The sequence below is a fragment of the Vampirovibrio chlorellavorus genome, from assembly GCF_003149375.1.
GTDB classification, from domain to species: Bacteria; Cyanobacteriota; Vampirovibrionia; order Vampirovibrionales; family Vampirovibrionaceae; genus Vampirovibrio; species Vampirovibrio chlorellavorus_B.
Window position 1 is genome coordinate 123,004 of record NZ_QFWH01000001.1, and the last position, 25,842, is coordinate 148,845.

26 protein-coding genes and 1 tRNA gene are annotated in these 25,842 nt (G+C 54.3%); 16 read left to right on the forward strand and 11 right to left on the reverse strand.

From position 1 onward, the window contains the following. The first annotated feature begins 2 nt into the window (after positions 1 to 2). Complete coding sequence (locus DF283_RS00650; RefSeq protein WP_303672652.1) at positions 3 to 809, forward strand: ABC transporter ATP-binding protein; 807 nt, start codon at positions 3 to 5, stop codon at positions 807 to 809. A gap of 117 nt (positions 810 to 926) precedes the next feature. Continuing rightward, positions 927 to 2,279 carry an MlaD family protein gene (locus tag DF283_RS00655; protein WP_303672653.1) on the forward strand — a complete coding sequence of 451 codons (1,353 nt, stop codon included), beginning with the start codon at positions 927 to 929 and terminating at the stop codon, positions 2,277 to 2,279. Positions 2,280 to 2,393: 114 nt separating this feature from the next. Here the strand turns inward: DF283_RS00655 and rpsU are convergent, their stop codons facing one another. The 3 genes from rpsU to DF283_RS00670 all read right to left on the reverse strand — a co-directional run bounded on the left by rpsU (position 2,394) and on the right by DF283_RS00670 (position 3,979). Then, a complete protein-coding gene (rpsU, locus tag DF283_RS00660; protein ID WP_303672654.1) occupies positions 2,394 to 2,567 on the reverse strand; it encodes a 30S ribosomal protein S21 in 174 nt (57 codons plus the stop codon). Between the two features lie 141 nt (positions 2,568 to 2,708). Then, complete coding sequence (locus DF283_RS00665; RefSeq protein ID WP_303672655.1) at positions 2,709 to 3,044, reverse strand: histidine triad nucleotide-binding protein; 336 nt, start codon at positions 3,042 to 3,044, stop codon at positions 2,709 to 2,711. A gap of 41 nt (positions 3,045 to 3,085) precedes the next feature. Beyond that, on the reverse strand, positions 3,086 to 3,979 hold the full coding sequence (locus DF283_RS00670; RefSeq protein WP_303672656.1) for a hypothetical protein: 894 nt from the start codon (positions 3,977 to 3,979) through the stop codon (positions 3,086 to 3,088). A gap of 172 nt (positions 3,980 to 4,151) precedes the next feature. Between DF283_RS00670 and upp the strand changes: the two genes are divergently transcribed. From upp to DF283_RS00685, 3 genes are all read left to right on the forward strand, one after another. Beyond that, positions 4,152 to 4,811 carry a uracil phosphoribosyltransferase gene (upp, locus tag DF283_RS00675; RefSeq protein WP_303672657.1) on the forward strand — a complete coding sequence of 220 codons (660 nt, stop codon included), beginning with the start codon at positions 4,152 to 4,154 and terminating at the stop codon, positions 4,809 to 4,811. Between the two features lie 238 nt (positions 4,812 to 5,049). Continuing rightward, positions 5,050 to 5,658 (forward strand): YkgJ family cysteine cluster protein, encoded by a 609-nt coding sequence (locus DF283_RS00680; RefSeq protein ID WP_303672658.1) that lies wholly within the window; start codon positions 5,050 to 5,052, stop codon positions 5,656 to 5,658. Between the two features lie 6 nt (positions 5,659 to 5,664). Further along, complete coding sequence (locus tag DF283_RS00685) at positions 5,665 to 6,192, forward strand: YkgJ family cysteine cluster protein (RefSeq protein WP_303672659.1); 528 nt, start codon at positions 5,665 to 5,667, stop codon at positions 6,190 to 6,192. 189 nt (positions 6,193 to 6,381) lie between these two features. Here the strand turns inward: DF283_RS00685 and DF283_RS00690 are convergent, their stop codons facing one another. Together DF283_RS00690 and DF283_RS00695 are read right to left on the reverse strand one after the other, a co-directional pair. Further along, on the reverse strand, positions 6,382 to 6,678 hold the full coding sequence (locus DF283_RS00690; RefSeq protein ID WP_303672660.1) for a hypothetical protein: 297 nt from the start codon (positions 6,676 to 6,678) through the stop codon (positions 6,382 to 6,384). A 223-nt stretch (positions 6,679 to 6,901) separates the two neighbouring features. Beyond that, positions 6,902 to 7,645, reverse strand: a complete 744-nt coding sequence (locus tag DF283_RS00695; RefSeq protein WP_303672661.1) for a hypothetical protein — start codon at positions 7,643 to 7,645, stop codon at positions 6,902 to 6,904. Positions 7,646 to 7,847: 202 nt separating this feature from the next. On the opposite strand from DF283_RS00695, the gene DF283_RS00700 reads away from it, so the two are divergent. The 9 genes from DF283_RS00700 to DF283_RS00740 all read left to right on the forward strand — a co-directional run bounded on the left by DF283_RS00700 (position 7,848) and on the right by DF283_RS00740 (position 15,948). Further along, positions 7,848 to 8,819 (forward strand): TraB/TrbI/VirB10 family type IV secretion system protein, encoded by a 972-nt coding sequence (locus DF283_RS00700; protein WP_303672662.1) that lies wholly within the window; start codon positions 7,848 to 7,850, stop codon positions 8,817 to 8,819. Positions 8,820 to 8,968: 149 nt separating this feature from the next. Continuing rightward, positions 8,969 to 10,102 (forward strand): TonB C-terminal domain-containing protein, encoded by a 1,134-nt coding sequence (locus tag DF283_RS00705; protein WP_303672663.1) that lies wholly within the window; start codon positions 8,969 to 8,971, stop codon positions 10,100 to 10,102. A 16-nt stretch (positions 10,103 to 10,118) separates the two neighbouring features. Then, positions 10,119 to 10,793: a MotA/TolQ/ExbB proton channel family protein gene (locus tag DF283_RS00710; RefSeq protein ID WP_303672664.1), complete on the forward strand. Its 675-nt coding sequence runs from the start codon at positions 10,119 to 10,121 to the stop codon at positions 10,791 to 10,793. Positions 10,794 to 10,818: 25 nt separating this feature from the next. Next, the gene (locus DF283_RS00715; protein ID WP_303672665.1) at positions 10,819 to 11,340 is read left to right on the forward strand and encodes an ExbD/TolR family protein; all 522 of its coding nucleotides are present in this window, start codon (positions 10,819 to 10,821) and stop codon (positions 11,338 to 11,340) included. Positions 11,341 to 11,343: 3 nt separating this feature from the next. Then, positions 11,344 to 11,757: an ExbD/TolR family protein gene (locus DF283_RS00720; protein ID WP_303672666.1), complete on the forward strand. Its 414-nt coding sequence runs from the start codon at positions 11,344 to 11,346 to the stop codon at positions 11,755 to 11,757. An 81-nt stretch (positions 11,758 to 11,838) separates the two neighbouring features. Further along, positions 11,839 to 13,242 (forward strand): glycogen synthase, encoded by a 1,404-nt coding sequence (locus DF283_RS00725; RefSeq protein WP_303672667.1) that lies wholly within the window; start codon positions 11,839 to 11,841, stop codon positions 13,240 to 13,242. A 57-nt stretch (positions 13,243 to 13,299) separates the two neighbouring features. Beyond that, a complete protein-coding gene (locus tag DF283_RS00730) occupies positions 13,300 to 13,920 on the forward strand; it encodes a CDP-alcohol phosphatidyltransferase family protein (RefSeq protein ID WP_303672668.1) in 621 nt (206 codons plus the stop codon). 23 nt (positions 13,921 to 13,943) lie between these two features. Then, positions 13,944 to 15,545: a cysteine--tRNA ligase gene (gene cysS, locus DF283_RS00735; RefSeq protein ID WP_303672669.1), complete on the forward strand. Its 1,602-nt coding sequence runs from the start codon at positions 13,944 to 13,946 to the stop codon at positions 15,543 to 15,545. Continuing rightward, positions 15,538 to 15,948, forward strand: coding sequence for a ribonuclease III domain-containing protein (locus DF283_RS00740; RefSeq protein ID WP_303672670.1), 411 nt, complete (start codon positions 15,538 to 15,540; stop codon positions 15,946 to 15,948). The genes cysS and DF283_RS00740 overlap by 8 nt, the downstream gene beginning before the upstream one ends. Before the next feature lie 705 nt (positions 15,949 to 16,653). On the opposite strand, the gene DF283_RS00745 is transcribed toward DF283_RS00740, so the two are convergent. Next, the gene (locus tag DF283_RS00745) at positions 16,654 to 17,910 is read right to left on the reverse strand and encodes an MlaD family protein (protein ID WP_303672671.1); all 1,257 of its coding nucleotides are present in this window, start codon (positions 17,908 to 17,910) and stop codon (positions 16,654 to 16,656) included. A 47-nt stretch (positions 17,911 to 17,957) separates the two neighbouring features. Here DF283_RS00745 and DF283_RS00750 point away from each other — a divergent pair, with 47 nt between their 5' ends. Beyond that, entirely contained in the window at positions 17,958 to 18,707 is a 750-nt protein-coding gene (locus tag DF283_RS00750) for a CPBP family intramembrane glutamic endopeptidase (RefSeq protein ID WP_303672672.1), read from the forward strand. A gap of 116 nt (positions 18,708 to 18,823) precedes the next feature. On the opposite strand, the gene DF283_RS00755 is transcribed toward DF283_RS00750, so the two are convergent. From DF283_RS00755 to DF283_RS00770, 4 genes are all read right to left on the reverse strand, one after another. Beyond that, positions 18,824 to 20,044: a flagellar hook-basal body complex protein gene (locus tag DF283_RS00755; RefSeq protein ID WP_303672673.1), complete on the reverse strand. Its 1,221-nt coding sequence runs from the start codon at positions 20,042 to 20,044 to the stop codon at positions 18,824 to 18,826. A 133-nt stretch (positions 20,045 to 20,177) separates the two neighbouring features. Further along, positions 20,178 to 20,705: a flagellar hook capping FlgD N-terminal domain-containing protein gene (locus DF283_RS00760; RefSeq protein ID WP_303672674.1), complete on the reverse strand. Its 528-nt coding sequence runs from the start codon at positions 20,703 to 20,705 to the stop codon at positions 20,178 to 20,180. Positions 20,706 to 20,743: 38 nt separating this feature from the next. Further along, a complete protein-coding gene (locus tag DF283_RS00765) occupies positions 20,744 to 22,873 on the reverse strand; it encodes a flagellar hook-length control protein FliK (RefSeq protein ID WP_303672676.1) in 2,130 nt (709 codons plus the stop codon). A gap of 61 nt (positions 22,874 to 22,934) precedes the next feature. After that, complete coding sequence (locus DF283_RS00770; RefSeq protein ID WP_303672678.1) at positions 22,935 to 23,336, reverse strand: flagellar FliJ family protein; 402 nt, start codon at positions 23,334 to 23,336, stop codon at positions 22,935 to 22,937. Positions 23,337 to 24,094: 758 nt separating this feature from the next. Between DF283_RS00770 and DF283_RS00775 the strand changes: the two genes are divergently transcribed. After that, positions 24,095 to 24,168 (forward strand) — tRNA-Arg (locus DF283_RS00775). 208 nt (positions 24,169 to 24,376) lie between these two features. Here the strand turns inward: DF283_RS00775 and DF283_RS00780 are convergent. Then, positions 24,377 to 25,531 carry a hypothetical protein gene (locus DF283_RS00780; RefSeq protein ID WP_303672679.1) on the reverse strand — a complete coding sequence of 385 codons (1,155 nt, stop codon included), beginning with the start codon at positions 25,529 to 25,531 and terminating at the stop codon, positions 24,377 to 24,379. Between the last annotated feature and the right edge of the window lie 311 nt (positions 25,532 to 25,842).

Genomic DNA, 25,842 nt, shown 5'->3' on the forward strand with positions numbered 1-25,842 from the left:
TCATGTCGGATGAGGCAGTCAGCCAGCAGCCACCAATTTCCCCTTCCTCGGATGATGTGTTAATCCGGGTCAGTAACGTGCGCAAGTCCTACGGCAACAAGGTGGTGCTGAAGGACATCAGTTTTGAGGTCCGGGCCCACGAAACCCTGGGCATTATCGGCATCAGTGGCTGTGGGAAAAGCACCCTGCTCAAGATCATCAGCAATCTGGAAACACCAGACAGCGGCTCCGTAGAGCTATCTGACCCGAACTACAGCCTGGTATTCCAGTACTCGGCCCTGTTTGACTCCCTGAACGTTTTTGAGAACGTGGCCTTTTCACTGCTGGAGCGCCCCGATCGGGATTATGAAAAAGCCCTCATTCAAAGCAATCGAGAGCATCGAAAGTATTCGCAGCAGGAAATCAAGGCCATTGTGGCTGAAAAACTGCAAATGGTTGGGCTGGAAGGAATTGAGAACCGCTATCCCAACGAATTATCGGGCGGCATGCAGAAGCGGGTCAGCTTTGCCCGGGCCATTGTCAGTCGTCCGCGGATTATTTTGTACGATGAGCCCACGGCGGGATTGGACCCCATTGCATCCACCGTGATTGAGGACTATATTCGCAAGCTGCGGGATGACCTGAGTGCGGCCAGTGTGGTGGTAACCCACCAGTTTTCCACCATCCATCGCACCGACCGCCTTATTTTGCTGCATGATGGCGAAATTTGCTGGGAGGGCACCCCGCAGGAGTTGTTCCGCTCCCGGAATCCCTATGCCCGCCAGTTCTCTCAGGCCAGCCTGGAAGGCCCCATGACCGACCAGGAGTAATGCGGCTGCTAGCCAAGTCGCATCTGACGGTTTCCCTTGGCTGCAGTATAATATGCTGAAGCGTGGCTTTTCCACGCATTTCCATTCAACATTGAAGATAGAGCGACACAGCTTGCAATGAATACGGCAAACCGACAAAGAACATCCACAGTCAAGGTAGGCTTATTAACCTTAGTCAGCATTACATTACTGGTGATTTCCTTGATTTGGCTGCGCGGACGGGGCCTGGACAGCGGCGAGCTTCGCACGGAATGGTTTGAGGATGTGAATGGGATGAAGGAAGGCGCCCCGGTGCAGATGATGGGCATTCGGGTGGGCTTTGTGGAATCGGTCAAGGCGGCCAAGCGTGATGGTGAATATGGGGTGCAGGTGGCTTTTCGGCTGAATAAAAACCTGGGCGTCCAAATCCCCAGAGGCTCCATGCTCTCTATCGAGCAATCCGGTCTGATTGGTGAGCAATTTCTGGAAATTACCCCCCCTCGGTTGCGAGAAGTGACCCTGACCACGTTCAAGGAGCCTGCCAAGGCCATTAACGCAGGCATTCCGGTCAAGTTCCTCTATGAAAAAGGTTATATCCGGGTGGGTACGGTGGAAAACATCGAGCAGACCCGGGATGGCAATCTGGTGCGTCATCGCCTGTTTTACAGGGTCACTCTGCCGGGGGCCGTCATGCCGGAAGATCCCCTGTTTGAACTGACGCTGGATAAAAACGGGCAGTACTACCTGCGCATCTTGCCCAAGGAGCCCTATTTGGCCCAGGTACCGGATAAAAACCTGCAATTCACGGTGGAAGAGCCCCTGCGTCTGAAGCGGTTCCTTGAAATCCAGATGGATTCCGCGGAAGCCCTGCGCTTGACCAACGAGAAAATTAACGAGCTTTTATCCGATGAGACCATTGAAAGCCTGCACAGCACCGTTAAAAATACGGAAGTCCTGACCGCCCAGGCCCATGAAGTCATGAACACGGCCAACGCCCTGTTCCAGACCACCCGGGTAGATCTGGATCGGCTGGTGGGAGTCAGTGAGCAGCTGGCCCAGAATGTATCGGATGTCAGCACCAACATCAACCACATTATTGGCGATCCAAAATTAAAAAGTGAGCTGGGCTCCACCATTGCGTCGCTTCGGGAGTCCTCCAACGCCATGAAGCAACTGCTTAACGATCCGGCCCTGAAGGAAACGCTCTACGCCACGCGAGACACCTCTAAAAACGCCAGCCAGTTAATGATGACCCTGCGCAAAACCGCGCAGGACACCGATCTGCAAAACCGGGTGGATAGCATTACGGCCAAGCTGGATAGCTCCCTGACCCGGTTGAACACCGTGCTGAACAATGTCGATGCCCTGACGGATGATGAAGATAAGCAGGTGGACGCCATTTTGAATGATACCCGGGAAGCGGCCCGAAACCTGAAAGTCCTGACCAAGAAATTCAACGGACACTTTACCCTGTTCAAACTGCTGTTTTAAGCCCTCTGCGCGCCGTGCCTGAGATATCGGGCCAGAAGCTGTTGAAAAACACTAAAAAGCCCCTCTAACAAAGTGTTGGAGAGGCTTTTTAAATTTTAGTCGAGTGAGAAAAAACTAGCTTTTACGCTTACGGGCGGACTCGGCTTTTCTTTTCTTTTTGACGCTGGGTTTCAAGTAATGCTCCCGCCGTTTGATTTCGGACAGGATGCCCGCTTTCTGAATTTTCTTTTTGAACCGTTTCAGTGCGCTTTCAATACTTTCACCAGGTTGTACCTGGACTTCTGCCATTTCGGATTTCACCCCGCTTTCAAATAGGCGTTAAATTTTTAATGTCTTGTGAGGGTAACATAGAAAAAAAGTCATTACAATCCGTTGAGCTAGGGAAGAACATCCCGGCATCCCCGGACTTTAATGTCGCACAATTTCCGCTCAGCCCGGCGGCCAGTGCAGGGGGCGACCGGCCAATATATGGGCATGCAGGTGAAAGACGGTTTGTCCGGCTTGGGGGCCATTGTTAATCACCAGCCGATAGTCCGTCAGGCCCTGCTCGGTAGCCACTTGCCGAACACCCGCCATTAACGCTCCCAGCAGGGTTGCATCTTCGGTTTCCGAGAGGCTGGGAGTGTGGGTTTTTGGGATCACCAGAATATGGGTAGGCGCTTGGGGATGAATATCGTGAAAGGCCAGCACCTGATCATTCTCTCCCGCTTTTTGGCAGGGAATGGCCCCGGCCACCATGTTGCAAAACAGGCAATTTTCAGCCATAAAGTCTCCCTCCTGAGTCCGACTGCGTTTAGGGAACCCGACTATAATGCGGGGAAGATGGCGGGCTGTAAAGCCTGCGTGACGGGGATGATGGGACGAATGGGCGGCGATGCCTGTTGCAGCCAGTAAGCCGTTTTAATTTGTTGAGCCAGCGGAGTCGGGACGTTCATGGGGCCTGTTGAGCGAGGCGCCCAAGCCATTCCCGGCCCCAGATAGGGCACCGGATGACCCGGGCTTTCCAGAGGCAGATCGCCATATTTTTGCACCACCCGCCGAATGAGGGCCCGCTTTTGGGGGTCTGAATCAAAAAATAGTTGGGCGTACAGGGCCACCCCATCGGAAAGCAGGGGACTGTGGGTGGCCGTTTGCCCGTAATACGGATTAATGGCCCGGTGGTAGCGGTGTGCCAGCGTATTCAGGGCCAGACAGTTCAGCTCTTCCTGAATGGAGGACTGGTCATCCCCGTTTCCGGCGGCGTGTCCAGCCTCGTGGTAAAGGGCCTCAGAAATGGCATACCGCGTGGCCGGACTGCTATCGCCCCGGTAGCGCTGGTTAATCATGATGCGGTTTTGCTCGGCTATCCACTGGGCGTGGGCTGGGCTGTCGCCCATGTCCCCAAATTCCACCCGAATCCCTTTTTGCAGAATGGTCTGCAAGGCCTGCTGACCATTCTGAAAGACCGGCCAAACGCCCATGCCCCTCAGATACGCATCATCACCCGGCAAGTGACGCACCTGCCCCAGTAGAATCAGGGACTGCTGTAATATGGCCTGATCCTGAACGGTGTGGGCGACAAGCCCTGCCTGCTGATAGGCGCTAAGGGGGGCAAGCCCGGCCGCTACACCCATGGTCACAGCGGGCTTGCCCTGTGGGTAAGGTGGCAGAGGGAGGGACGGGGTATAGCGAGGCGTAGGGGGGATGGGGATGCTGCCCATGGGTCTGCGGTCTGCCTTTGATTGGGGTTGTTGTAATAAATCCCCTCAAGCCAGGGTGTTGCCCCTGTGTTGTGAGAACATTCGTTTTGAGATCTTGGCCGTTCCGTGGCGGCAGGCTTTTTGCTACTATGAAAAACTACCTTGTCCAAGCAATCGCCATCAGGAGCTTTCCATGACCGCCACCGTCCACCCCGCTGTCAATGTTTCCAATCACCCGTTGGTGCAGCATAACCTCAGTATCCTGCGAGATAAAAACACCTCGACCGAGCAATTTAGAGCCACCATGACCCGTTTGGGCAAACTGATTTTCATGGATGCCACGGCCAGCCTGCCCACGGCCAAAACCATCGTGGAAACCCCCATTACCAAGGCCGAATGCAAAATTCTGTCCCCCGATGTGCCCATTTTAATTGCCCCCATTCTGCGGGCGGGCCTGATTTTATCCGAATTGGCCATTGATATTTTGCCTTCGGCCAGCGTGTACCACATCGGCCTGTACCGGGATGAAGAGACCTTCAAGCCGGTGACCTACTACAACAAACTGCCCTCCACCATTGACTACAGCGTGGCCCAGATTTTTGTACTGGACCCCATGCTGGCCACCGGCGGATCAGCGGTGGCTGCCGTGGATATTATCAAGAAATTGGGTACCAAGGCCTCGAACATTCGCTTTGTCAGCATTATTGCCGCCCCGGAAGGCATTCAGCATCTGACCGAACAGCATCCGGGCATCCAGATTTTCACTGGCGCGGTGGATGAGCGGTTGAACGACAAGGCCTACATTGTGCCCGGCTTGGGCGATGCGGGCGATCGAACCTTTGGGACTGTCTAGCGGGACTGTTGAACAGCGCTTTATATTCTGGGCGAAGCGGCCTTCACCCTCATTCTTTTGGGATCTGAAAAACCGAAGTCTGACCGACGGGTGGGACTTCGGTTTTCCGTTAGGAAAGCCCGATCGCTCCGGGAGGGAATTGTACGCTATGATTTTTAAAGATTCTTCGGGATGTGCCGATGAAGGAAACAGGTTCGCTTTGGGCCCGGTGAATCGGATGTAAGTTGAGGCTGATTCCATGTTTGACCTGAATTACTATGGCACCGCAGACGACTTAAAAGCGGAATCACCCAGTCTGCCCGATTTGTGCCATAAATGTGGTCGCTGCTGCCGCTCTGCCACCACCTTTCATTCTTATAAAAAATTAAAAGCACTGGTGGAAGCCGGTGATAAAGAGGCCATCGACTTTCTGGAAGTGTTTGAGCCGTATGACTCCATTGAGGATGCCCGCCAGGTGGAACCGGAGCAGGTGGAGCAGGTACTCAAGGCGGTGGCCGACCGGGAGGATATGGATGTCAATGAGGTGACCTTCTACCATTGCCGTTACGTCAGCCCGGAGGGTTTGTGTACCATTTATGAGCGCCGTCCCCGTTGCTGCCGGGAGGCACCGGGTCACGGCTGGTCGGTGATGCCGCCGGGTTGCGGCTTTGAGGGCTGGCAATTTGAGCAGCGGGAAAAGCAGAAGCGCATGATTCGGGATTTGAAAACCAGCGCCTACATTATGGAGCAGCTTTCCCCGGATGGGGTGCATCATCCGGTTCGCCCCGAAACCACGTTGGCCGATCTGAACGCCCTGGTGCTGGAAAAAATCAAGCCCTGGAAAATGTTCGGCTCCCATTACTGGTAAATGACCATGAGTGAACAGAGCCCACCCCAGCCATCCTCCGCGTTGCCCTCTCCGTTGGGGTTGGCCCATCAGGTGGAACAGTTGATGAAACTGCCCCAGCATCTGTGCAAGCAGCGGGGGCAATGTTGTCGGGTGGCCACCTTCAAGGGCTCTTTGTCCTATGAGGAGATTCTGGCGCTGGCGGCCAACCCGGAAGCTGAAGGGCATGAATCGGCCCGGGATTTTGCCTCGGTCTTTTTACCCTATGAGAGTCAGACCCAGGTCCGGGAAATTGCGTCCGAATTTGTGGACAAGGTGCGCACAGCAGCCCGGTCCAAGGGACAGGACCCGGATCAGGTGTCTTTTTTCAAGTGCAAATACGTGTTAGCGGACGGTCGCTGCGGGGTGCATGAGGATCGACCGGTGGGTTGCCGCATGTATCCATTTCCCCATAAAAACACCATTTATCATCCCGGCTGTGGGTTTGAGCAACAGGGACAAGAAAACTGGGCCAAAATTGATGCGATCTTGAAGCAGTTGGGACTGTCTCTTTAAATACCCCAAAATTGCACTTGTTTTAAACGACCAATGACGCTGGATTGGGAAGAAGCACCAATATGGCGCATGAAACAATGCACCTGCAAGCGGCCACGAACCGGACGAGCCACACTGCGAACCCAAAGGATCGGGGCCATCCTGACCTTGAACTGGCAAGGAAAGTCACCAGCCTGATAGAGCCGACCCTTAGCCCATTAATTTAAAGCTACTGTCAATGTTTTTGGAGATGACTTTCTGAACAGAGTCAATCTCGGTTTGAACCGCCTGGTGTTGGGTATCCAGTCGCTTGGATTCCAGCTCCAATGCTTTATCCCGCTCCTGAATGGCGGAAATGGTGGATTGCAAACGCTTGGAATCAGCGCTATCCGGCTCCAGGTTTACCTGACGACCGAACAAGGCGGACACCATATTGGAAATCTGCATTCTGGCCTGATTGACCATTTGCAACTGCAATTCCGTATCGGATTTTCGCGCGGTCAGCATTAATAGCCGCGCCTGGCTTGCCCCAAGTCCCATAACTAATAATCCCCCTAAGTGTGTCCCAGTCGTGAAATGGTTAGACTATGAACTTCCCTAATGTCCCGTAATTGGCAATATATCCCTACTAAGTCCCTAAACACATCCCGTATCAGCATAAAAACAAGGACGATGCTTTTTGTGCTATCGCCATCCTGTAATCAGGGAAAAAGAACACAAACCCTGTTGTTCAGCCCTTTTTTTGCAGCTGATAGTTCAGGGTTTCCAAATCCTTGATGCGCTGCATGGCCTGGGTCAATTGCCCCTGAAGTCGGGCCACGGCCTCGTTCCCTCCACCGGGCAGTACATTGGGTAGCCCCGTAAACGGCTTTTTGCTCTCTTCCTTCAAAAACAAAATGGCTTCACTGTCTTCCTTTTTGATATAGCCCAGATTGATCAGGACATTGGCAATCCCGGTGCGCTCCCCCATGGCTTCCGCGATGGCCTGCTGGGTACGCAGGGCCTGATCCAGCTGCTGAATGTTGAGGCGGTTGATTTTGACCAGATATTCTCCCAACCGGGTACGACCGGCCAGATAGTCAATGGTGCCGGAAATGACCATGGAGCGGGGCGGGGAAAGCAATTCCTTGGCAATGGCTTCCAGTAGAAAAATGGCGGTTTGCTCCAGCGTCCAGTTGTTAAGAATGGTGATACTCAGCACATTCTTTTTAAACCGGGACAGGTGCAGGATTTTCAGAATGCTTTGAGGAACATGGCCACTGTGCTTTTCCAGCTCGACCAAACCCTGCCGGGTGATTTCAGGGATCCACAGTTGCAAGGTATGCTCTGGGCCAAAGGCTTCCAGCGTGGGCTTGGAGAGGGTGGCTTCCAGTTCATGACGAAGCTGGGTATAGATAACCTGCTTAACCCACAAGGGCAATCCACTGAGCTGTTGCATCAGATTGTCAAACGCTGTGGGTGGCAGTGCGGTCATTGGCCAATGGGTCCTGTCACTCTATAAAATACTCTGGATGCTCCTGGTAGCATTATGCCAAACTTCTTGCCAATGTGCCTACTTTAGGAGTTGTATAATTGGAACATTCTTGCGCTGCTGCAAGTCATGAATAAAATAGTTTGGGCCCATTGCATACAAGCGCCATTCCCCATCTGTGGCTAAGTAAAAAGGAGATTATTCGGTGAAAGCATCTTGTCAGATTGCGGCTTCCATAGCGTTGGGTATGCTGATGCCCGGCCTGGTCATGGCCGCGTCACCCGTCGATTATTCTCCGGCCTACTCGCAACCCGTGGCCCAAATCAGCCAGAGTTTACCGCCCATGCAAGGCGGGGGCTACCAACCGGGCGGTTATCCTTCCTACAACAATACTTATAACAACGCCAATGGCGGATACCAGACTTACGGACAAAATCAGTCCCAGTATTCAACCACCCCGTATGGCGGGCAATCGTATCAGCAACCACCCTTGCAAGGCTACGTGGTGACCGCCCCTCCCGGCACCGTGGTTTCTGCCACGCTCAGCAGCCCTGTTTCCAGTGACTTTGCCCGTGTAGGCGATCGTTTTAACGCCACATTAGGCTCTCCCATCGCGTCGGGCTCCAATATTATCCTGCCCGCCGGAAGCCAGATGGAAGGGCAAGTGGTGATGGTCAAACCCGCTGGCCGGGCCGGTAAAAACGGAGAGCTGGACATTCGGTTCACCTCAGCCATTTTGCCCAACGGACAACGGATTCCTTTATCCGCCCGTATTCAAACCGAAGATGGCACCGGCATTATCAGAGGCGGCTCTACCGCAGGCCGTCTGGGTCGGGCCGCGGTGACCACCGGTGTGGGTGCTGGCCTGGGCGCTGCCCTGGGAACCGCTATGGGACCCTTGTCTGGTGGCGGCGTGGGCCGAGGCGCTATATACGGAACCGCTCTGGGTGCCGGGATGGGGGCTTTGGGCTCTGCCGTTCAAAAGGGAAGACCTGCCGTGGTGGAATCCGGCCAACCCCTCAACATCGTGCTGGATCAGCCTTTAACCACCTCACCGGGCGCCATGGGCGCACCCGGCTACAATCAGCCTCAGTCTCAGCCGGATTCGGGCTTTCAGTATTATGGGCCCAATAATTCACCCCAAAATCCCCAACCTTACCAGAATTACGGTTACTAAACTGGCTGAATTCAGTGAATCACGGCATCAAGACCTGCGATCCGCAATTTTGGAGGTGGTCTGGTTTCTTATGATTTATTGAATTGCATATCCCGCCAACGGGTGTCCGTTTCCCTCCACTCAAGCGCCATGAAGAGGCCGGTTAAACTATGTCTCAGTCTGAAAAACCAGCCCCCCACCTTTCCACACACAGGGAAGCATCCGAGGGTGCTGGCAAAAAGGCCAGTTGGGCAAAACGCCCCGGCCCCAACATCACGGTAGAAGACCTTCAGGCACGCTTTCAGAAAGGCGTCAGCCGGGTGGGAACCATACACACCGAGCTGGACAGCCTGCCCCTGAGCCGGGCCACCAGCCTGTCCGCGTTGTTGCATGTGGTGGGGCCAGTGGTGTTAACGGTGGTGACCTTGGCCTTATTGTGGCTACTCTCGTGGTTGTTGCATTTCAACTTCTGGGATTTGTTCCAGTCCCATCAAAAGCCGGATCTGGAATTTACCCTGGTACAGGACACCAAGGCCACCCGCCCTGATAAGCCCAAGTTCAAGGGGAATTTCAATCAGCGGGCTGGTGGCACCCCCAAGAAAAGCCAGCCGCTGAAAGCCATTGAGGAACCTCCGCAGGCAGCCGCCAAGAAGTCGGAGCCGCCCAAGCCCCAACAGCCCGCAGTGAAGCCGCAGTCGACTCAACCGGCGGTTCAGCCAAAGCCTTTAGCCGAGAAGGCGCCCGATCCCCAGAAAACCGCTGAAAAACCTGCCGTTACGCCTACCATTAAAACTCCCTCCAAGGAGAAGCCTGCCTCCGATGCCTCGGCGGTTTCAGGTTCCACAGCTCCTCCTGCCACGGCTGCCAACGGACAGGCCGCTCAGCCTGCTTCTCAGGGGAGTCAGTTTTCTGGCAGCGATATTGGAAACTCGTCCATGGGCAATCCTCAGGCGGGTAATTCTCCCAGTCCGGGAGTGGATGTGGCGCAGGATATCGACTTTGGCCCTTTTATGGCCGACCTGGAGCGTCGCATCAAGCGCAACTGGGTCCCCCCCCGCGGATCGGAAAGTCGGAAAGTCGTCCTAATGCTTTTTATCGCTCGGGATGGTAATGTGATTAGAATCGATGTGAAAAAGTCTTCCGGGGACACTGAGGCGGATGAGTCGGCCAAGCAGGCAGTGGTGGCTTCCCTGCCGTTTCTAGCCCTTCCTCCCCAGTTCAAGGAGGACATACTACCGGTAGAATTCGCGTTTGATTATAATGTTCTTAACCCAAAGAACCCGAAGCAGGCTTTGAAATGGTAAGAGGAGATACCGATTAATGGATTTTCAATTATTATGGTTCGCCATTGCTAATGACTGGATGGTTTTGCTGCCAATCCTGGTATGCTCCGTTCTGACCGTGGCCGTAACCATTGAGCGTCATTACTTCTACAAAAAGAACTCCCGGGACGTGGTGCAGTTTATCCACCGTCTGCAACGGGAGTTACAACGGGGCAGCCTGGAAAATTCCCAGTTGCTCAGCGCCCAGTTGGGCGGCATCATCGGGGAAGTCTCCGAAGAGGGCATTCGGGTTCTGGCCGAACAACCGGAGAGCTTTGAGCGCTCCTACGATATTACCGCTTCTTTGGCCACCCGTAAGCTGGAGAAGAACCTGCCCATCCTGGGAACCATTGCCACTATTTGCCCTTACCTCGGTTTGTTTGGCACCGTTGTGCGGATTCTGATTACCTTTGGCGATTTGTCCAAAGCGGGCGGCCAAAGCGGCGCTCCAGAAATCATGTTCGGGATTGGTTCCGCCCTGATCGCTACCGCCTTCGGTTTGGGCGTGGCCATTCTGGCAGTAGCCCTGAACAACTACTTCCAAAGCATCGTGAACCGCTACGAAGACGACTTCCAGTTGCTGAAGCTGCTGTTCCTGAGCTTTGCCGATGAGCGTGACCCAATGGCTGTGGCGGGTACCCAGGAGCGTCGTCCGGCTCAACCCGGTTACTAATAAGCCAAGTTAGGATTCTGAACGAATGAAAACCGGTTCCAAACAGGTTTTTAACGAAATCAACATTACCCCGCTGACCGATATCTTTTTGGTGCTGCTGATCATCATGATGGTGGTAGCCCCCATGATGCAGCAAGTCCGCAAGGATATTAAGCCGCCCAGCCTGCAAAGCGGAGCCCCTGTCGAACAGAACAAGCTGACTGTCGAGATCGCCAAGGACGGCCAGATTTACGTGCAGGGGCAGCAGGCCAACCCGGATCAGTTGACGGAAACGCTCAAAACGGAAGAAGCCAAGTTGGTCAGCACCGCCGGGAGTGCCACGGTGGAGTCCGCGGCGGCTAACCCGGAGCAGCCGGCGGAGAAAAATATCATCATTCGGGCGGACAAAGCCACCAAAAGCGGTCAGGTCCTCAAGATCTTTGAAGCGGCCCGGGATGCCGGATTCACCAAGGTAACGGTGGCCGGGGAACCGTTGCAAGAGGCCCGCCAGGAAGAATTGCGGCAAACCTCCATGGGTGGGCGACCCCTAACGCAGGAAGGAGCCTAGATCATGCGAAGCGGTGGACGAAAACAGGTTTTCAACGAAATCAACATTACCCCACTGACCGATATCTTTCTGGTGCTGCTGATCATCATGATGGTGGTGGCCCCCATGCTGGACACCAAGGGCTTGAAAGTGGCGGTTCCTTCCGTGGGCCCCTCTCAGGACACCAAGGAAGAGCCCAAGACCATTCAGCTGTCCATTGACGCCTCCGGGCAGTACTCCATTGACGGGGCTGGGGTTTCCCCAATGGCCCTGATTACCAAGTTCAAGGAACTGAAAGGCGAAAAGCCCGACGGCCTGATTATCAAGACCAATACCGAAGCCACCCACGAATCCCTGACCCGGGTGATGGACGCCGCCCAGACCGCAGGCATCACCAAAGTGGCAGTCACCGCCGATGAGGCACCCCAGGGCGGCTAATTGTCTACGGCTGGGTAGTAGCTCCTTGGATGTGTTTGGCATATAACGAGCTTGTTAGTGTTCATTCAGGGGTATCCCACCATGAAAATTGCATTCTGTTCCGCGGAAGTGGCGCCGTTTTCTCAAGCGGGCGGCTTGGGGGATGTGATTGGCAGTTTGCCAAGGGCCATTGCCGAGCAACAGGACACCCAGGTGGTGATTATTACCCCGTTGTACGGTTTGGTGGACACGGCGGCCCACGGGCTGGAAAAAACCGATATCGCCTTTGACATTCATTTTCACGGTAAAAAATACCCCATTAGCATTTGGCAGGGGGTACTGCCCCGCAGCGACGTACCCGTCTACTTTGTGGATAACTTCGATTTGTTCGGGGCCCGCAAGCAGGTTTATCCATATGGTCAGCCGGAATGGGAGCTGGAAGGCTTTCTGGTGTTCAACCAGGCCGTGTTTGAGTTGCTGCGCCGGGTACACTACCGCCCGGATGTGTTGCACGTCCACGACTGGCACACCGGCTCGATTGCCACCACCTTGGCTGAAATCCGGCCTTACGATCAGTATTTCTCCCGCACAAAGTCGGTGCTGACCATTCACAACCTGCACTATCAGGGCTTGTACGGCGATATCAACTGGCTGAAGGAAGGCATTCTCAAGGCCGATGCCATCACCACGGTCTCTCCCACTTACGCGCAAGAGATTCAAACCCCGGAGTTCGGGGCAGGTATGGATGCGGTCATTCGGGAGGTGTCCGGCAAGGTGTCTGGCATCCTGAACGGCATTGACACCACCCTGTACAACCCGGAAACCGATGCGTTTATCACAGCGCACTACAACCGCGGAAACTTTGCCGACGGCAAGGGCAAGAACAAAGAGGCCCTGCAAGTGGAAATGGGCCTGCCCATAGACCCACAAGCCCCATTGCTGGGCTTTATTGGGCGTCTGGCCGATCAGAAAGGGCTGGATCTGATTTTACCCACCATGAAGGCCATGGAGGCCGAAGGTCACAACTGTCAGTGGGTGCTGCTGGGCACCGGCGATCCGAAAATGGAAGAGGCGCTGAAGGCCTTAAACGCCCAAGCCCGCAATATTCGCAGTTTTATTGGCTTTAATACGGCCATGGCCCAGAAGATTTACGCGGCCAGCGACATGTTTGTGATGCCCAGCGCTTTTGAGCCCTGTGGTTTGGGCCAGTTGATTTCCTTGCGCTACGGCACGGTGCCCATTGTGCGTGGCGTGGGTGGCTTGGTGGACACCATTACCGATGTTCGCAACCAGCCGCACCGGGGGAATGGCTTTAAGTTCGCCGAATACAGCGCCGCCAAGCTGAAAGAAAACGTGCTGGCCGCTGTAGAGTATTACCACAACAACCCCCTGTGGTCGGAACTGGTCATCCGTGGCATGGAAGCGGATCACAGCTGGAAGCCCAGCGCCGAAGCCTACAAGGTGTTGTATCAACGTCTGGCCAACCCCGCGCCAGTTTCAGCCTAGAAGCGCCCGGGCCGTCACTGGCTTTGACAAGGGCTAGGGCTGGGTTAGAATAGTGCCATGGCAAATTTGGTTTCCCTCATTCGTACCCTGCTGGGCCTACTGGTCGTGGGCTTGTTGTTCATCCAAACCCAGTCCATGTACTGGATCTGCTTTGTGCTGACCATCGTGGTCATCTCTATGGACGCTCTGGATGGGTATCTGGCCCGCAAATTCAATGAGACCTCCAAGATGGGGGCGGTCATTGACATTCTGGGGGATCGCATTGTGGAGCAGGTGTATTGGGTCACCTTTCTGGCCCTGGGCTGGTTGCCCCTGTGGGTGCCGCTGGTGGTCATCGTGCGGGGCATCGTGGTGGATGGTTTGCGCTCTATGGCCCTGGAGCAAGGCTTTACCGCCTTTGGGCAGTCCAGCATGCAGCAGTCCAAATTGGGTTGGCTGCTGGTTAGTTCCAACTTCAGCCGCACCACCTACGCCGTGGCCAAAGCGGCCGCTTTTGCCTTTATGATTCTGGGCCATACCCCCGGTTTTGCCCCGGACGTGGCCACGCCCATCACTGGGTTGGGGCTGGGTTGCACCTATATTTCGGTGGCCTTTTGCGTGATCCGTGGCTTGCCCGTCCTGATTGAAGGGCGTCGCTTCCTGTCGGATGATACCAAGCCTGCGGCGCCCTCCGCATAGATGACAGTGCAGGATTTGTTGTGATGGCCCAGTCAACTTCTGAAAACCAGCCGCCTGAACTCAAGCTGTTCAATACCTTGACCGGCCAATTAGAGCCTTTTGCGCCGCTCGATCCGGCGGGAAAGCAGGTCAAGCTGTACGTGTGCGGCCCCACGGTCTACGATGACGCCCACCTGGGCCATGCCCGCTGCTACATCACCTGGGACGTGCTGTATCGCTTCCTGAAGTTTCTGGGGTACGACGTGAAGTACGTGCGCAACGTAACCGATGTGGACGATAAAATCCTGAACCGGGCCAAAGAGCGGGGGGAAACGCCTGCAGCGCTGGCTGAGCGAAATTATGAAAGTTTTGCGGCGGACATGAAAGCCCTTAACGTGCTTCCTCCCGATGAGGAGCCCCGAGCCACCCAGTATATTGGGGACATGCTACAAGGCATTCAGGCTTTGATGGACAAAGGGGCGGCCTATCGCACCGTCGATGGCAGCGTGTACTTTCGGGTTTCCACCAAGGCCGATTACGGCAAGCTGAAATTTGGCACCCATGACCCGGAAGCGCTCAAAAAGCATCTGGAGGATTTAAAATCCGGGGCCCGGGTGGACGTGGATGACGAGAAAGAATCGCCGCTGGATTTTGCCCTGTGGAAAGCGGTGCCCTTGAGCGATCCCCATGGCTGGGAATCCCCGTGGCCGGGCGACGGTACGGACAAAGGCTGGGGTCGTCCCGGCTGGCATATGGAATGTTCCGCAATGAACCACGCCGTGTTTGGGGCGCAGATTGATATTCATGCCGGTGGGGCCGATTTGATTTTTCCGCACCACGAGAATGAAATTGCCCAAAGTGAAGCCTGGACAGGCTGTACGCCCTTTGCCCAATATTGGCTGCACAATGGATTTGTGAATGTCAGCGGGGAGAAAATGTCCAAGAGTCTGGGCAATTTTTCCACCATTAAAAAACTGTTAGAGCGCTACGACGCCAATACCATCCGCTATTTTTTGCTGACCAACCACTATCGTATGCCGGTGGATTTCAACGATGAAGCCTTGCAAGCCGCGGAAAACTGGGTAAAAGATCGGCATAAAGCATTAAAAATGATTTGTGACGCATTTAATATGGATGCGTTCCATTTGCGGTCCTGGTGTATTGAAAATTATTCGCCTGATGTGTCAGTGCAATATAAAAATATGTACGCATTATGTCTGGCAATGGCAGAAGACTCCAACACGCCTCGGGCTCTGAGTTTTCTGAATGCCTCTTTGGCTGAATTGCGGGATGCATTCAGAGAAGGGCGTTCTGAGGCTGTAAAAATTAAATTAAAAGAATGCGTATCCATTTTTACACTTCTTGGTTTTAATCTGAATCTTATATTTCAAAAGAAAAGTTTGCCTTTAGATGAAATTAATACAATCTACCGGGAAATGACCGGAAAATGGTTAGAGCCTGATGCAGAGCCAGAAGTGATGTTCACAGAAATCATTGAGATGCGCAAGCAAGCCAAAGTCACTAAAAACTGGACTCAAGCCGATGCCATTCGGAAGCATTTTACAGATATTGGCTTGCAAATCCTCGACAACAAGGACGGCACCACCACGGTGGAAAAAGACGGCGTGGAAATTCTGCGTGTCTGAAGCGGCGGATTCCGCATTCCACAACCTGCCCCATCCCCGGGCGCTGGCGTTTTTGGGCGATGCCGTGTTTGAGCTGTTTCTGCGGGAGTTGGCCGTGGCTCAAGGGTTATCCCAGTCCCGGGACCTGCACGACTTTACCACCCGCCACGCCAAGGCCAGCGCTCAGGTGGCCTTGTTTCATCAGCTCAAACCCCATTTAACGGAAGCGGAATTGGAGCTGGTGCGTCAGGGGCGCAATGTGGGGGTGGGCACCGGCCGTCGCTCGGATCAGGCGGCTCATCGGCAAGCCACCGGCCTGGAGGCCTTGCTGGGGGCCTTGGCCCTGCAACAGCCATCCCGACTCTCTGAACTTTGGGCGTTGGCTCGGCCCTGGCTGTTCAATCCCCCGGGCGCTGAAGGGTAAAATGGCAGCCTCAGCGCTTTAGGGCCCTCTTTGTAACGATGTGTTTACAAGACGTTCCAAGGTGAAAACTAATTGTTTTTATGCAATCACAAGGACAAGGCTGGATAAATTTAAAACTCTCAAATTTCAAATTTGCGCTTTAACGCCCACCGTACCGGTTGTGGCGTTTTTTATTTTTTTCACAACCCACGCTTCTCATTGGGTACCCTATTAGAAATCAAGATTGGATGCCCATAAATTGCGCCCCTAGAAAGCCTCTATTTTCAGCATTTCACCCCCACTTGTAACGATGCGTTTACAAGACGTTCCAAGGTGAAAATTGATTGTTTTTATGCAATCACAAGGACAAGGCTGGATTTAATTTAAATCAACTTTCTTTCTTTCATATTGCGCTTTAACGCCCACCGTACCGGTTGTGGCGTTTTTTATTTTTTTCACCGCACACGCTTCTCATGCGGCATTCTATTTGAAATCAAGATTGGATGCCCGTAATTGCGCCACTGGAAAAGGGTTTATACCGGCATTCAGCTCCAGTTGTAACGATACATTTACACACTGTTCCAAAGTAAAAATTAATTGTTTTTATGCAATCACAAGGACAAGGCTGGATAAATTTAAAACTCTCAAATTTCAAATTTGCGCTTTAACGCCCACCGACTCGGTTGTGGCGTTTTTTATTGCCTTCAGAAAAAACCGGAAAGAACCCTACGAAAAGAAGAAGAGAATAATGTCCCACACCGGCTGCCAAAAAGTGGCATCCGATACCTGGGGCAAGGCCCGGTCAGCCTCGGGGGAGACAATACCCGGCCTCGCTTGATCCGACGGGCTCCAATGGCTTGAATTACCGGCTCCGGACGATGCGTCTGGCTTTATAACCCCTTTTTGTATCAAGGTATCCGCTGTCTTGTGCCCGTCCAGCAGAATCTGGTTAAACTGTTGTACCTTCTGCCGGGCAGGGGCCAAATCCCAGGTTTTACCCGCAGGAAAGGTTTGCTCCAGCCGAGCCAGGGCCCCATCCATGGTCTGCTGACCCCGTTCAATATCATCCAGCCACTGGGGCAAAGGCTTGCGCAAAACAACTTGCCCCACACGAGTCAAACTGTTGTTAAACCGGATGACGCGCTGGTTAAAGCGATTCAACTGATGGGTAATTTGATGCGCCAATTTGCCTTCACGGACAAACGCATGATGAAAATGGTCGAGATCATTGTCGAGCGATAACAGCAATGGTCGCAGTTGGCTGGGCTGGGTGATCGCGTTGACCTTGTTGGCACCCTCATAAAAGGTCTGAAAAGTTTTGATGCCTTCTTGCGTGTAAGTATTAACATCCTTTTGCAAGCTGCCCAGGGCCCGGTTCAGGCTGGCCGTATTGCGCGTGGCCACCGTGGACATTGCCAGGGCTTCCCTGATATTAAATTGCAGTTCTTCCACGGGTTTTCGCTTCCCGAAAAAGTCAGAGATATTTTCAGAGCCTTTTTGCAAGGCCTGCACGCTGTCCAAACTGGCGTTCAGGGTATCCCGCATGCTAATGGGTTCTTTGACCCGATAGACCGGCTTCCCATCTTTTGGGGGTTCAGGGGTCTCTGGTAAGGTCACCTCAATACTCTTGGCCCCACCCAGTCCGGTAAACAACACCGTAAAAACGGAGCCTGAGGGAATCTGGATGGCGTCCGGATCGGTTTGAATGGTCACATCCACGTGATCCCGCTCAATCCGAATGTTATCCACAAACCCGATATCAGTGCCCATCAGGCGAACGGGAGCCCCCCGACTGATCTCGTTGGCGTTCAAAAATTCCAGATGAATGGTCTGGCCCCGCTTGGCGGGCAGCACAATGGCCACCATGTACAGGCCGTAAAGCAGCAATGCGGCCATCAGCGCCCACAGCAACAGGTCTGATATAATAGCCCTATCCAGGGGCACTTTTTGGTTGATAGATTTTAGAAAACGATTGATCTTCATGACACTAGGATACAACACCATGCTTGTGCAGAGAAAAGTAAGCATCGATGCCCCCAGTTAAGTCAGCCCTGTCTCCGGGGACAGTGTCCGCACCGAGTTCCGACCAGCTGCCCCCCTGGGATTTATATACGGTTTTTGTATGCCTTTTATCAGGCTATATTCTGGTACCCTTGCTGTTGTCCAACATACTGCTGCTGATTGATCCGTTTATGGGGCCTGTACGCAAGGTGATACTGGAGCAAGGGGTCACCGTGCTGACCTGGCTGATCATTTTTGGTGGACTGCACTGGCGGTATGGGCATTTGCCCCATTACCTGGGACTTTCCATGACCCGACCCCGGCAATACTACCAATGGGAAACGGTCTTGCTCATTTTGCTGAGTGGTGGGCTGACCCTGCTATTAAGCCTGTTGTGGGCGGCCCTGACCCAGTGGTGGCCGGGGCTGAATCTGGGCACCGATCCCTTTGCCGATTTTTCCCGCTCCCAAATCTGGGCCATGTCGCTTTTCGCCGTTTTTACGGCCCCAATTCTGGAAGAATTAATTTTCAGAGGGTTGGTGCAATCAACCCTGCATCAGCGCTGGGGACGGATAGGATCGGTTTTTTACGGCAGCCTGATTTTTATGCTGTTTCACGGCAGTTACCTGAATAACGCAAAAGCCTTGACCCACGTGATCGTCATTGGCCTGTGTTTCGCCATTTGGCGGGAGCGCACCCGTTCCCTGATTCCGGGCATGGTGGCCCATTGGTTTAACAATTTGCTGGCCACGGTCTTAATGTTGTCCGGTTCAGGTTAATTCCGGCAAAGGCAGTCTTATCCGAATGCCAGTGGGCCTTGAACTGAACCAAAAGAAAACCGCAAGTCGTACAACTTGCGGGATTGGTTCAAGGAAGAGTGGATTTAACTGAAAAACTAGACGATCTGAATAATAGTCTGCATCACTTCGCTCTGGGCGCGTACCACCTTGCTGGCAGCCTCTAGTCCTCGCTGTGAGACGATCATGTTGGTGAACTCACCGGCCAGATCCACGTTGGAGGATTCCAGGGCACCGGCGTTGATGTTGCCGCGAGAACCACTACCCGCCACCCCGAATTGGGTTTGGCCGCTGTTGGCGCTTTGCAGGAAGTTGTTGTTTCCATCGTACAAAAGACCGGCGGGGTTAATGACACTGGCCGTTTGCAACTGCATCTGCATCCCTTCCATCGGGTTTACACCGGCAGGGGTTGGGGTAATGCCGCTGGTAAACACTTCTTGTCCGGTTGCCTGAGCCACCTGTCCGCCATAGGGGTTATCCGTGGCGGAATAGGTGCTGGCCGGATAGGAGCCCCCTTCGTAGGGGCGGTGAACGATCTCCCGACGAACCAGAGTTGGGTCGCCCGCCGCGTTGGCCGCAGTCACACTGGCAGAGTCTGTTCTGACGCTGATTTGGTCGCCGTTGGAATAGGTGGCGGAAATGGAACCGTCGGTTCCCACGCTGAAGCTACGCAATTGAACGGTGACCGTACTTAAAGAGTTGCCGACCGGGGGAGCCCCAAAGGCTGCCGCGTAATCGGTGGCAATGTTGGCAGCACTTCTGCCAATAGGCGAGTAGAAAACGTTTTGAACCTTACCGTCGGCATCCAGCTCCTTGGTAATCTGAAATTCGGTAGGCACCTGGATGCGACCCAGGGTGGCTGTGCTACTGCCGGAAATCTGGGAACTGCCACGCAGACGGTTACCGGAGGCGGTGACCAGATTCCCATTGGAGTCCAAGGTAAAGTTACCGGCCCGGGTCAGGTAATAATCGGTGGAGTTATTGCCGTTGTTGGTGTCCACCCGTTCCACGGCGAAGAAACCATCGCCGTTGATGCTTAAATCCGTATTTCTGCCGGTAAACTGGGTACCGCCCTGACCGAAGTTGGAGGCAATCTCAGACACCAGCGCGCCGTTGCCGATTTGTCGGGGGTTGGTACCGCCCAAAATACCGTTGGGGGCTGAGCCACCGCTGAGGGTGCTGGCAAACACCGTGGCAAAGTTGGCGGAACTGGACTTGAACCCCAGTGTGTTAACGTTGGCCACGTTGTTAGAAATGACGTTCAATCGGGTTTGGTTGGCCCGAATACCGGATACGGCGGTAAACATACCTTGACTCATAAAGTTTCCTCCACGTTATCTCTCTGATTCTCTTTCACACACTTAAAAAACTGGATTTGATAAAGACTGATAAACCGGAATGATTTGGGATGAGATGACCCGTTAAATTTGGAATACTTGTTTTTAGCTTTGGTTATGGTTGGCTGGATGTTTCAGCTGGGGGCGGGGTGCCGGGTGTTTGGGCGGGTGGTGTGGCCACTGACAGTTGCTGGATGGCGTCCGCGTCGTAGTAATTGCCATTAATGCGCACCAACGCTTTGCCCAGCTGCGCGTCGAATTGAACCGCCTCGATAATGCCCGTCACGGTTTTAGGCTGGTTGGTCTGGAAATCCCATTCCGGGGTGCCCGTGGTTTTGTTGGTAAAGTCCCACCGAGCATCCATCAGGGTGGCTTGTTTGCCCACCATACTGCCCGCCTGGGAAAACTTGGTGGCGCTGACAATTTCCTTCATCTGATCGGCCTGTTCCAGCTGGAGTTGCTGGCTGAGCATCTCGGCGTTGCCTTTGGGTTCGGTGGGATCCTGATACTGCAATTGGGCCATAATCAGCCGGATAAACCCTTCCCGATCCAGCTTGCCGCTCCCCAGATTTTTGCGACTGGCCTGGTATTGCACCTGGTTGGTATTGTTTTGCATCTGGATGAGGGTTTCGTAATTACTCATCGGTTCTCTCCTTTGGGCTTCCCGGATGGATTTGAGGGTTAGGCCAACACACTCACATGACCGTTATCATTCCGCCTCACGGGCTCAGCCGATCGACTGCTGCTCTCTTCAGCGCCGTGACCGGTTCCGTTGTTCATGCCGCCGGGGTTCTGGGCAAATCCCTGCTTATTTTGGTATGCCCCGTTATTGGCCTGAAAAAACGGGCTAAATGACTGATTTGATTGCTGGAATGCCTGCTGCTGGGACTGAGGTTGGGCCTGAGCGTTGTTGGATGATTGCTGCTGAAAATGAGAGGGTTGGTCCTGTTTGTTGGGATTGGCCCCGTTGTCGGCATGCCCGGCCAGCAGGACACTGAGCTTCTCAATACGGATTCCCTGAGCTTCCAGTGAGGCCTTCAGGGTTTCCGATTGGGTTTTCAGCAATTCGTGGCTTTCCTGGGTGCTGGCGATCAGTCGGGCACTCACTTCGTTGTTGCCAAGGCTGGTCAGGCGAATGCGCACTTCGCCCAAATTATCCGGGTTGATTTTTAAAATCAGTTCTTTTTGCCCGTTTTTAACGCTGTAAACGGTGCCATCCACCACTTGATCCACCGGGTTTTCAGCCAGCGAGGCAAAATATGGCAGTTTGTCCGGGCTATTGGCTGCCGGGTTTTGATGAATCGCGGCAGAGCCGGGCAAAGGGCCTGCCAAAGCGGCGGACGGCAAGGGATCGCTGGCTAGATGGGCTTGGCCTGACATCTCGAATATAGGTTCTTCTGACAGTCCCTGCGGGCTTTCGAAATCCGGGTCCTGGCTGAGGCTTTCAACGGTACCGTTCAGGGCGCTGAGGGATTCTTGCAAGTCGGCCATTGGTTTGAGCAGTTCGTTCATGGGGGACCCAGAGCGGTTCCCAGAAGGAGTCTTGGAACTGCTGTCGGCCATCCTGCCAGCCCCTTTGGAACCGGAGGCGTTTTCCTGCGTGAAGCTGTCCAAAGGCACACTCAGGGGGGTGGAGGCAGCCAGCGTATCTTCCGCCGCTTTGACAGAAGGCCCGTTGAATGCGGCGGGCAACCCTTGCCCCGCTGGGTCTATTCCCTGCGCCAGCAAGCTGAAGGGGGTGGCCAGGGTTTGCGTATTTGGGGTCATTTGCGGTGATGAGGGGGTGAGGGGTGAGGTAGCGGGTTCAAAAGTCCCCAAAACAATGCTTTGGGTCGGGTTCTGAATATTACTTTGGGGAGGACTCGAAGCCGTGGAAGCATCCGGTGTGCTGATTGGGCCGGGCGTTTGGGGCAACTCCGGTATTTCCACCGCCGCAGAAGGCGCCAGGGCGTCTGGCGATTTGGCAGACCGATTTTCAGGGGAGGCGCCCGCCTGCGCCACAGGAGCCGCCTGAGTCTGGGACGGGAAGGCCGATTGCAGGGCTTGTTCAAAGCCCGGCCCTTGTTTGTCCAGCGTGTCTGGAGAAGCTGAAGCAACGGTAAAACCGGTTTGCATAACACTGGCCGGGTTATTGAGCCGAGCGGCAGGGTTGCTGTCAGAGCTAGCGGGCTCAATGCCCAGACTGGTTTGCACCGTGCTATCTGGCTGGGGTATGGGTGGCAAATCCACGGAAGTTATGGGGCCTTGTGCCTGCAACGTGGGGGGCAAACCCATCATCAGCAGGGCATCCGGGGACAGCGTCCCAAAGCCGACAGACAGGGCCAGTCGTGTGCTGTTGTCCTGCATCAAGGCGGTTTGCGGATCGGACTCGTCCGAAATGGACTGGGTTTCGCTTTGGCCAGCCTCATTCAGTAGGCTAATCGCCTCTGCGGGAGCCTGCAAGTCATCGCTGAAGAGCGTGGGACTGTTTAGCCCCCCGGCCATGGCCAGCTCGATTGTAGCGTCCTCTTCGGCCTTTTTACCAATCTTGCGGCCAGAAGGATCGGCCTGCCCGGCTTGGCCCGACCCGGTCCGTTCTACGTCCAGACCACTGGACAGGTCCTTGGGTTTCTCGGTGCCAGCAGGGCTGGATGGCTCCGCTTTGTTTAGCTTGCTATTGACCTGATTCAAGGCCTGATTGAAGGCGGCGGAAAAGGCTTCGCCCGTTGGGGTGCCGCTTTCATCAGCAGCCGCTTTGGTCTCCAGTTCAATTCTGGAGCCAGCCGGGGCTGGGGGCGCTGTGGTCTGGATGAAGTCAAGTGGGCTGGGCATAGAAACGCTTTACCTTGAATACTTACTTTCAGGAATGATTATTTTTAGCGAGGGGCAGTGCTTACCGTGAGGAGACCGGGTTTTTGCGGCAGGCCCGGGTCAGGGCGATTTCCGCCAGGAATTCTTCTTCGGCTTTTTCAATACTTTTCTGGTATTTGGCAAAATCCTTTTCACGCAAGGTATCCAGAGATTTCTTTTTAATCAGGGCTTGTTGCAGGAGCCCCCGCAGTTGGGACAGTTTTTGTTCCTGAGCTTGCAGGCGCTGGGTTTCCTGAAAGCGGTTTTGCTTCAGACTCCAGACGAAGTGAGGAAATTGCTGTAATTGATCAGGATTCAGGGCCCCTCCGGTCATTTGCTGTTGCTGGTCGATAAAAGCCTGAGCGATGACCGTATCAAAGTCCTGAATGCGCTTTTGAATCAGGAGCTTTTGATGTTCCGCCTCGGCCACCTGTTGCTGAATCATGTTGAGCTGTTCAGCCCGGTAATCCAGAACGACCTGTAACTTGAAACGGTATTGCTTGAGAGCGATGACCGTATCTCCTATCCGATGTTTTATAAAAAGTGGATTTCTCTTTCCGATTGCGGACGGGTTGCCAAAAACAGCAACTAGTCACACACCCTTCGAACCGGTTCCCCGGGGAGGGGACTCGTTCTTTTCACAAGATAGGGCATGCCGGATGTTGATTTCCTCGTTCATGTGGTTTATTTCGGCCAAACTCATCCGGGCGGGGGAATTTCAAACCCAGAGGCCCATAAGCCACGCTAGCAGGCTTTTTTTCTTTTGAGCGCGCGGCAAGCAAGACAAATTAGATAAAGGAGACCCAAGGGGTAAAAGGCCGCTCCGCAGCAGCATTGCTTTTTCCTGTGGCGTTGAATAGTGCTTCAGCGGATCAGGTTGCCTGTAATAGGCCGGGAAGCCTTGCCGAAAACGTTCCTGACGCAACAGACTGTTTATAAACCGGCTGACAGCGCCGGGCCGGTGACTCCCCTGTGCCATGTGCAGAAACTGGGCGGTGTCCTCATCCAGAAGCACATAAATTTCGCGCTGTGAGCCCATACCCTCCCTCCTTCCCCTGTGCGACGGCCACTTTTTGTATGGTAATACCATCCCGTCCGGGCTGCTATTGGATAGTTTGGCAGGCGCCGGGTGCCAGGGCGGGGCTTGACCGAGGCAGCATGCCATTGGCCCCCTTGGGGCCTTGTGCTAGGATTTTAGCTAATGCCTCCGTAGTTCAGTTGGATAGAACACTTCCGTCCTAAGGAAGGTGTCGGGCGTTCGAGTCGCTCCGGGGGCATTTTCCAGCTTCCATCGCATTTTTTCAGAATCGCACTACGCAAAGCGAGCGCCTGCCGCCTGAGCCAGTCTCTAAGCAAGAAGGTGACTCATCAGAGTCACCTTTTGCGGTGTTGAATGGTTGTTTCAGATTTTTCTTGGGCGGTCATCAATCCTCTTTGCTTACTACGTTTTAGCGATTTCTGATATTTTCAGACAAGCTGGCGATGTTAGCAGTCCTCGGCATCACCAGCATCACCGGCATCACCGGCGTCACCAGCATCACCGGCATCACCAGCATCCGCTTGAGCGTCTTTAGCACCACCGGCACCACCGGCATCCGCTTGAGCGTCCTTGGCATTACCCGCATTACCGGCATTGCCCGCATTGCCAGAATTGCCCGCATTACCGGCATTACCCGCGGGGCCTGAAGCAGCAGGGGCAGCGGCAGCAGGAGCAGGGGCAGGGGCAGGGGCAGCGGCGCCAGGGGCAGCGGCGCCAGGGGTAGCAGCCAGAGTACCACTGAAGGCATTCGGGGCAGCGCTTCCCATGAACGCTTGCAGAATTAATATAATCAGGTTGATCAAGGCAACGATGAGTGCCTGTTGACCACCCGCCGCAGCCGCAGCATCCAGAGTTGCGGGAGCCCCAGTAGCAGGAGCAGGAGCAGCACCAGGAACAGGGGCAGCAGCACCCGGAACAGGGGCAGCAGCACCAGGAACAGGGGCAGCAGCACCCGGAACAGGAGCAGCAGCACCCGGACCAGCAGGGGGTGTGGTACTTACGCCCACAGGAGCACCCCCACGGCTCTTTTTGGAATTACCAGAGTTACCAGAATTACCAGAATTACCAGAGTTGCCGGAATTACCAGAGTTGCCGGCATCTCCGCCATTTTGATCACTGGGCAGCACAGAGTTGAGATCACCACTATTGACGGCCGCAATAGCCTCCTCATAGAGATCAGTGTTCTCAACAGCATCATCCGGACTATCTTTTACGTAAATATCAGACAAATCCACTGCACCGCGCCGCACGGCCTCAGTCATAGCACTTATCGTTTCAACGTCCGTATCACCCACACCCGGGCGATTAGCCAGATCGGGCGCTTTTTCCTCTAAAATTTCTTTCATTCTGTCATTATCGTAGTTGCCACCAGAGTTTTTATACCGAGAGGCTACCAATGCGAACGTAGCGGCGCTTTTGGCTCTGGGATCAGCCGAGTTGAGATCCGTGTAGAGCCGCTGCACATTTGCCTGCACCTCTGCGCCAGATCGAGCGCGGCGCCCACCATAAAATTCTGCCGCATAGGATTCCACGACGATGCCTTTGTTTACACCCTTTTCATCGGCCTCATCCTGATCAATGTTTCCACCCTGATCGACCACCTCGGTATAAGCCTGGTAGAGATTCGTGTTACCAATGGGATAGCGGGGGGGTGCCGGGGGCGCGGTCCCTGCAGCAGCTCCCGGAGCCGGGGCTACTGGCGTAGTACCCGCAGGCGTTGGTGCAAAAGGTGCGGCCGGTGCCCCTTGCAATCGACCTAAAGCGGCAAGTGCAGATTGCAACCGGACCATTAAATTTTGTGGGGACTGCATTTGCAGAAGACTGCTCGTTGACAAAGCCATAGATTAACTCTCCTAATTTGCGCTCATCTCTTTCAAAAACTGGGGCTAAAAATTAAATTCTCTGGGTGTAA

Excerpts from the sequence above, each read along its gene's own strand:
- DF283_RS00650 (WP_303672652.1), top strand. The coding sequence starts at position 3 with ATGTCGGATGAGGCAGTCAGCCAGCAGCCACCAATTTCCCCTTCCTCG.
- DF283_RS00655 (WP_303672653.1), top strand. The coding sequence starts at position 927 with ATGAATACGGCAAACCGACAAAGAACATCCACAGTCAAGGTAGGCTTA.
- rpsU (WP_303672654.1), bottom strand. The coding sequence starts at position 2,567 with ATGGCAGAAGTCCAGGTACAACCTGGTGAAAGTATTGAAAGCGCACTG.
- DF283_RS00665 (WP_303672655.1), bottom strand. The coding sequence starts at position 3,044 with ATGGCTGAAAATTGCCTGTTTTGCAACATGGTGGCCGGGGCCATTCCC.
- DF283_RS00670 (WP_303672656.1), bottom strand. The coding sequence starts at position 3,979 with ATGGGCAGCATCCCCATCCCCCCTACGCCTCGCTATACCCCGTCCCTC.
- upp (WP_303672657.1), top strand. The coding sequence starts at position 4,152 with ATGACCGCCACCGTCCACCCCGCTGTCAATGTTTCCAATCACCCGTTG.
- DF283_RS00680 (WP_303672658.1), top strand. The coding sequence starts at position 5,050 with ATGTTTGACCTGAATTACTATGGCACCGCAGACGACTTAAAAGCGGAA.
- DF283_RS00685 (WP_303672659.1), top strand. The coding sequence starts at position 5,665 with ATGAGTGAACAGAGCCCACCCCAGCCATCCTCCGCGTTGCCCTCTCCG.
- DF283_RS00690 (WP_303672660.1), bottom strand. The coding sequence starts at position 6,678 with ATGCTGACCGCGCGAAAATCCGATACGGAATTGCAGTTGCAAATGGTC.
- DF283_RS00695 (WP_303672661.1), bottom strand. The coding sequence starts at position 7,645 with ATGACCGCACTGCCACCCACAGCGTTTGACAATCTGATGCAACAGCTC.
- DF283_RS00705 (WP_303672663.1), top strand. The coding sequence starts at position 8,969 with ATGTCTCAGTCTGAAAAACCAGCCCCCCACCTTTCCACACACAGGGAA.
- DF283_RS00710 (WP_303672664.1), top strand. The coding sequence starts at position 10,119 with ATGGATTTTCAATTATTATGGTTCGCCATTGCTAATGACTGGATGGTT.
- DF283_RS00715 (WP_303672665.1), top strand. The coding sequence starts at position 10,819 with ATGAAAACCGGTTCCAAACAGGTTTTTAACGAAATCAACATTACCCCG.
- DF283_RS00720 (WP_303672666.1), top strand. The coding sequence starts at position 11,344 with ATGCGAAGCGGTGGACGAAAACAGGTTTTCAACGAAATCAACATTACC.
- DF283_RS00725 (WP_303672667.1), top strand. The coding sequence starts at position 11,839 with ATGAAAATTGCATTCTGTTCCGCGGAAGTGGCGCCGTTTTCTCAAGCG.
- DF283_RS00730 (WP_303672668.1), top strand. The coding sequence starts at position 13,300 with ATGGCAAATTTGGTTTCCCTCATTCGTACCCTGCTGGGCCTACTGGTC.
- cysS (WP_303672669.1), top strand. The coding sequence starts at position 13,944 with ATGGCCCAGTCAACTTCTGAAAACCAGCCGCCTGAACTCAAGCTGTTC.
- DF283_RS00745 (WP_303672671.1), bottom strand. The coding sequence starts at position 17,910 with ATGAAGATCAATCGTTTTCTAAAATCTATCAACCAAAAAGTGCCCCTG.
- DF283_RS00750 (WP_303672672.1), top strand. The coding sequence starts at position 17,958 with ATGCCCCCAGTTAAGTCAGCCCTGTCTCCGGGGACAGTGTCCGCACCG.
- DF283_RS00755 (WP_303672673.1), bottom strand. The coding sequence starts at position 20,044 with ATGAGTCAAGGTATGTTTACCGCCGTATCCGGTATTCGGGCCAACCAA.
- DF283_RS00760 (WP_303672674.1), bottom strand. The coding sequence starts at position 20,705 with ATGAGTAATTACGAAACCCTCATCCAGATGCAAAACAATACCAACCAG.
- DF283_RS00765 (WP_303672676.1), bottom strand. The coding sequence starts at position 22,873 with ATGCCCAGCCCACTTGACTTCATCCAGACCACAGCGCCCCCAGCCCCG.
- DF283_RS00770 (WP_303672678.1), bottom strand. The coding sequence starts at position 23,336 with ATGATTCAGCAACAGGTGGCCGAGGCGGAACATCAAAAGCTCCTGATT.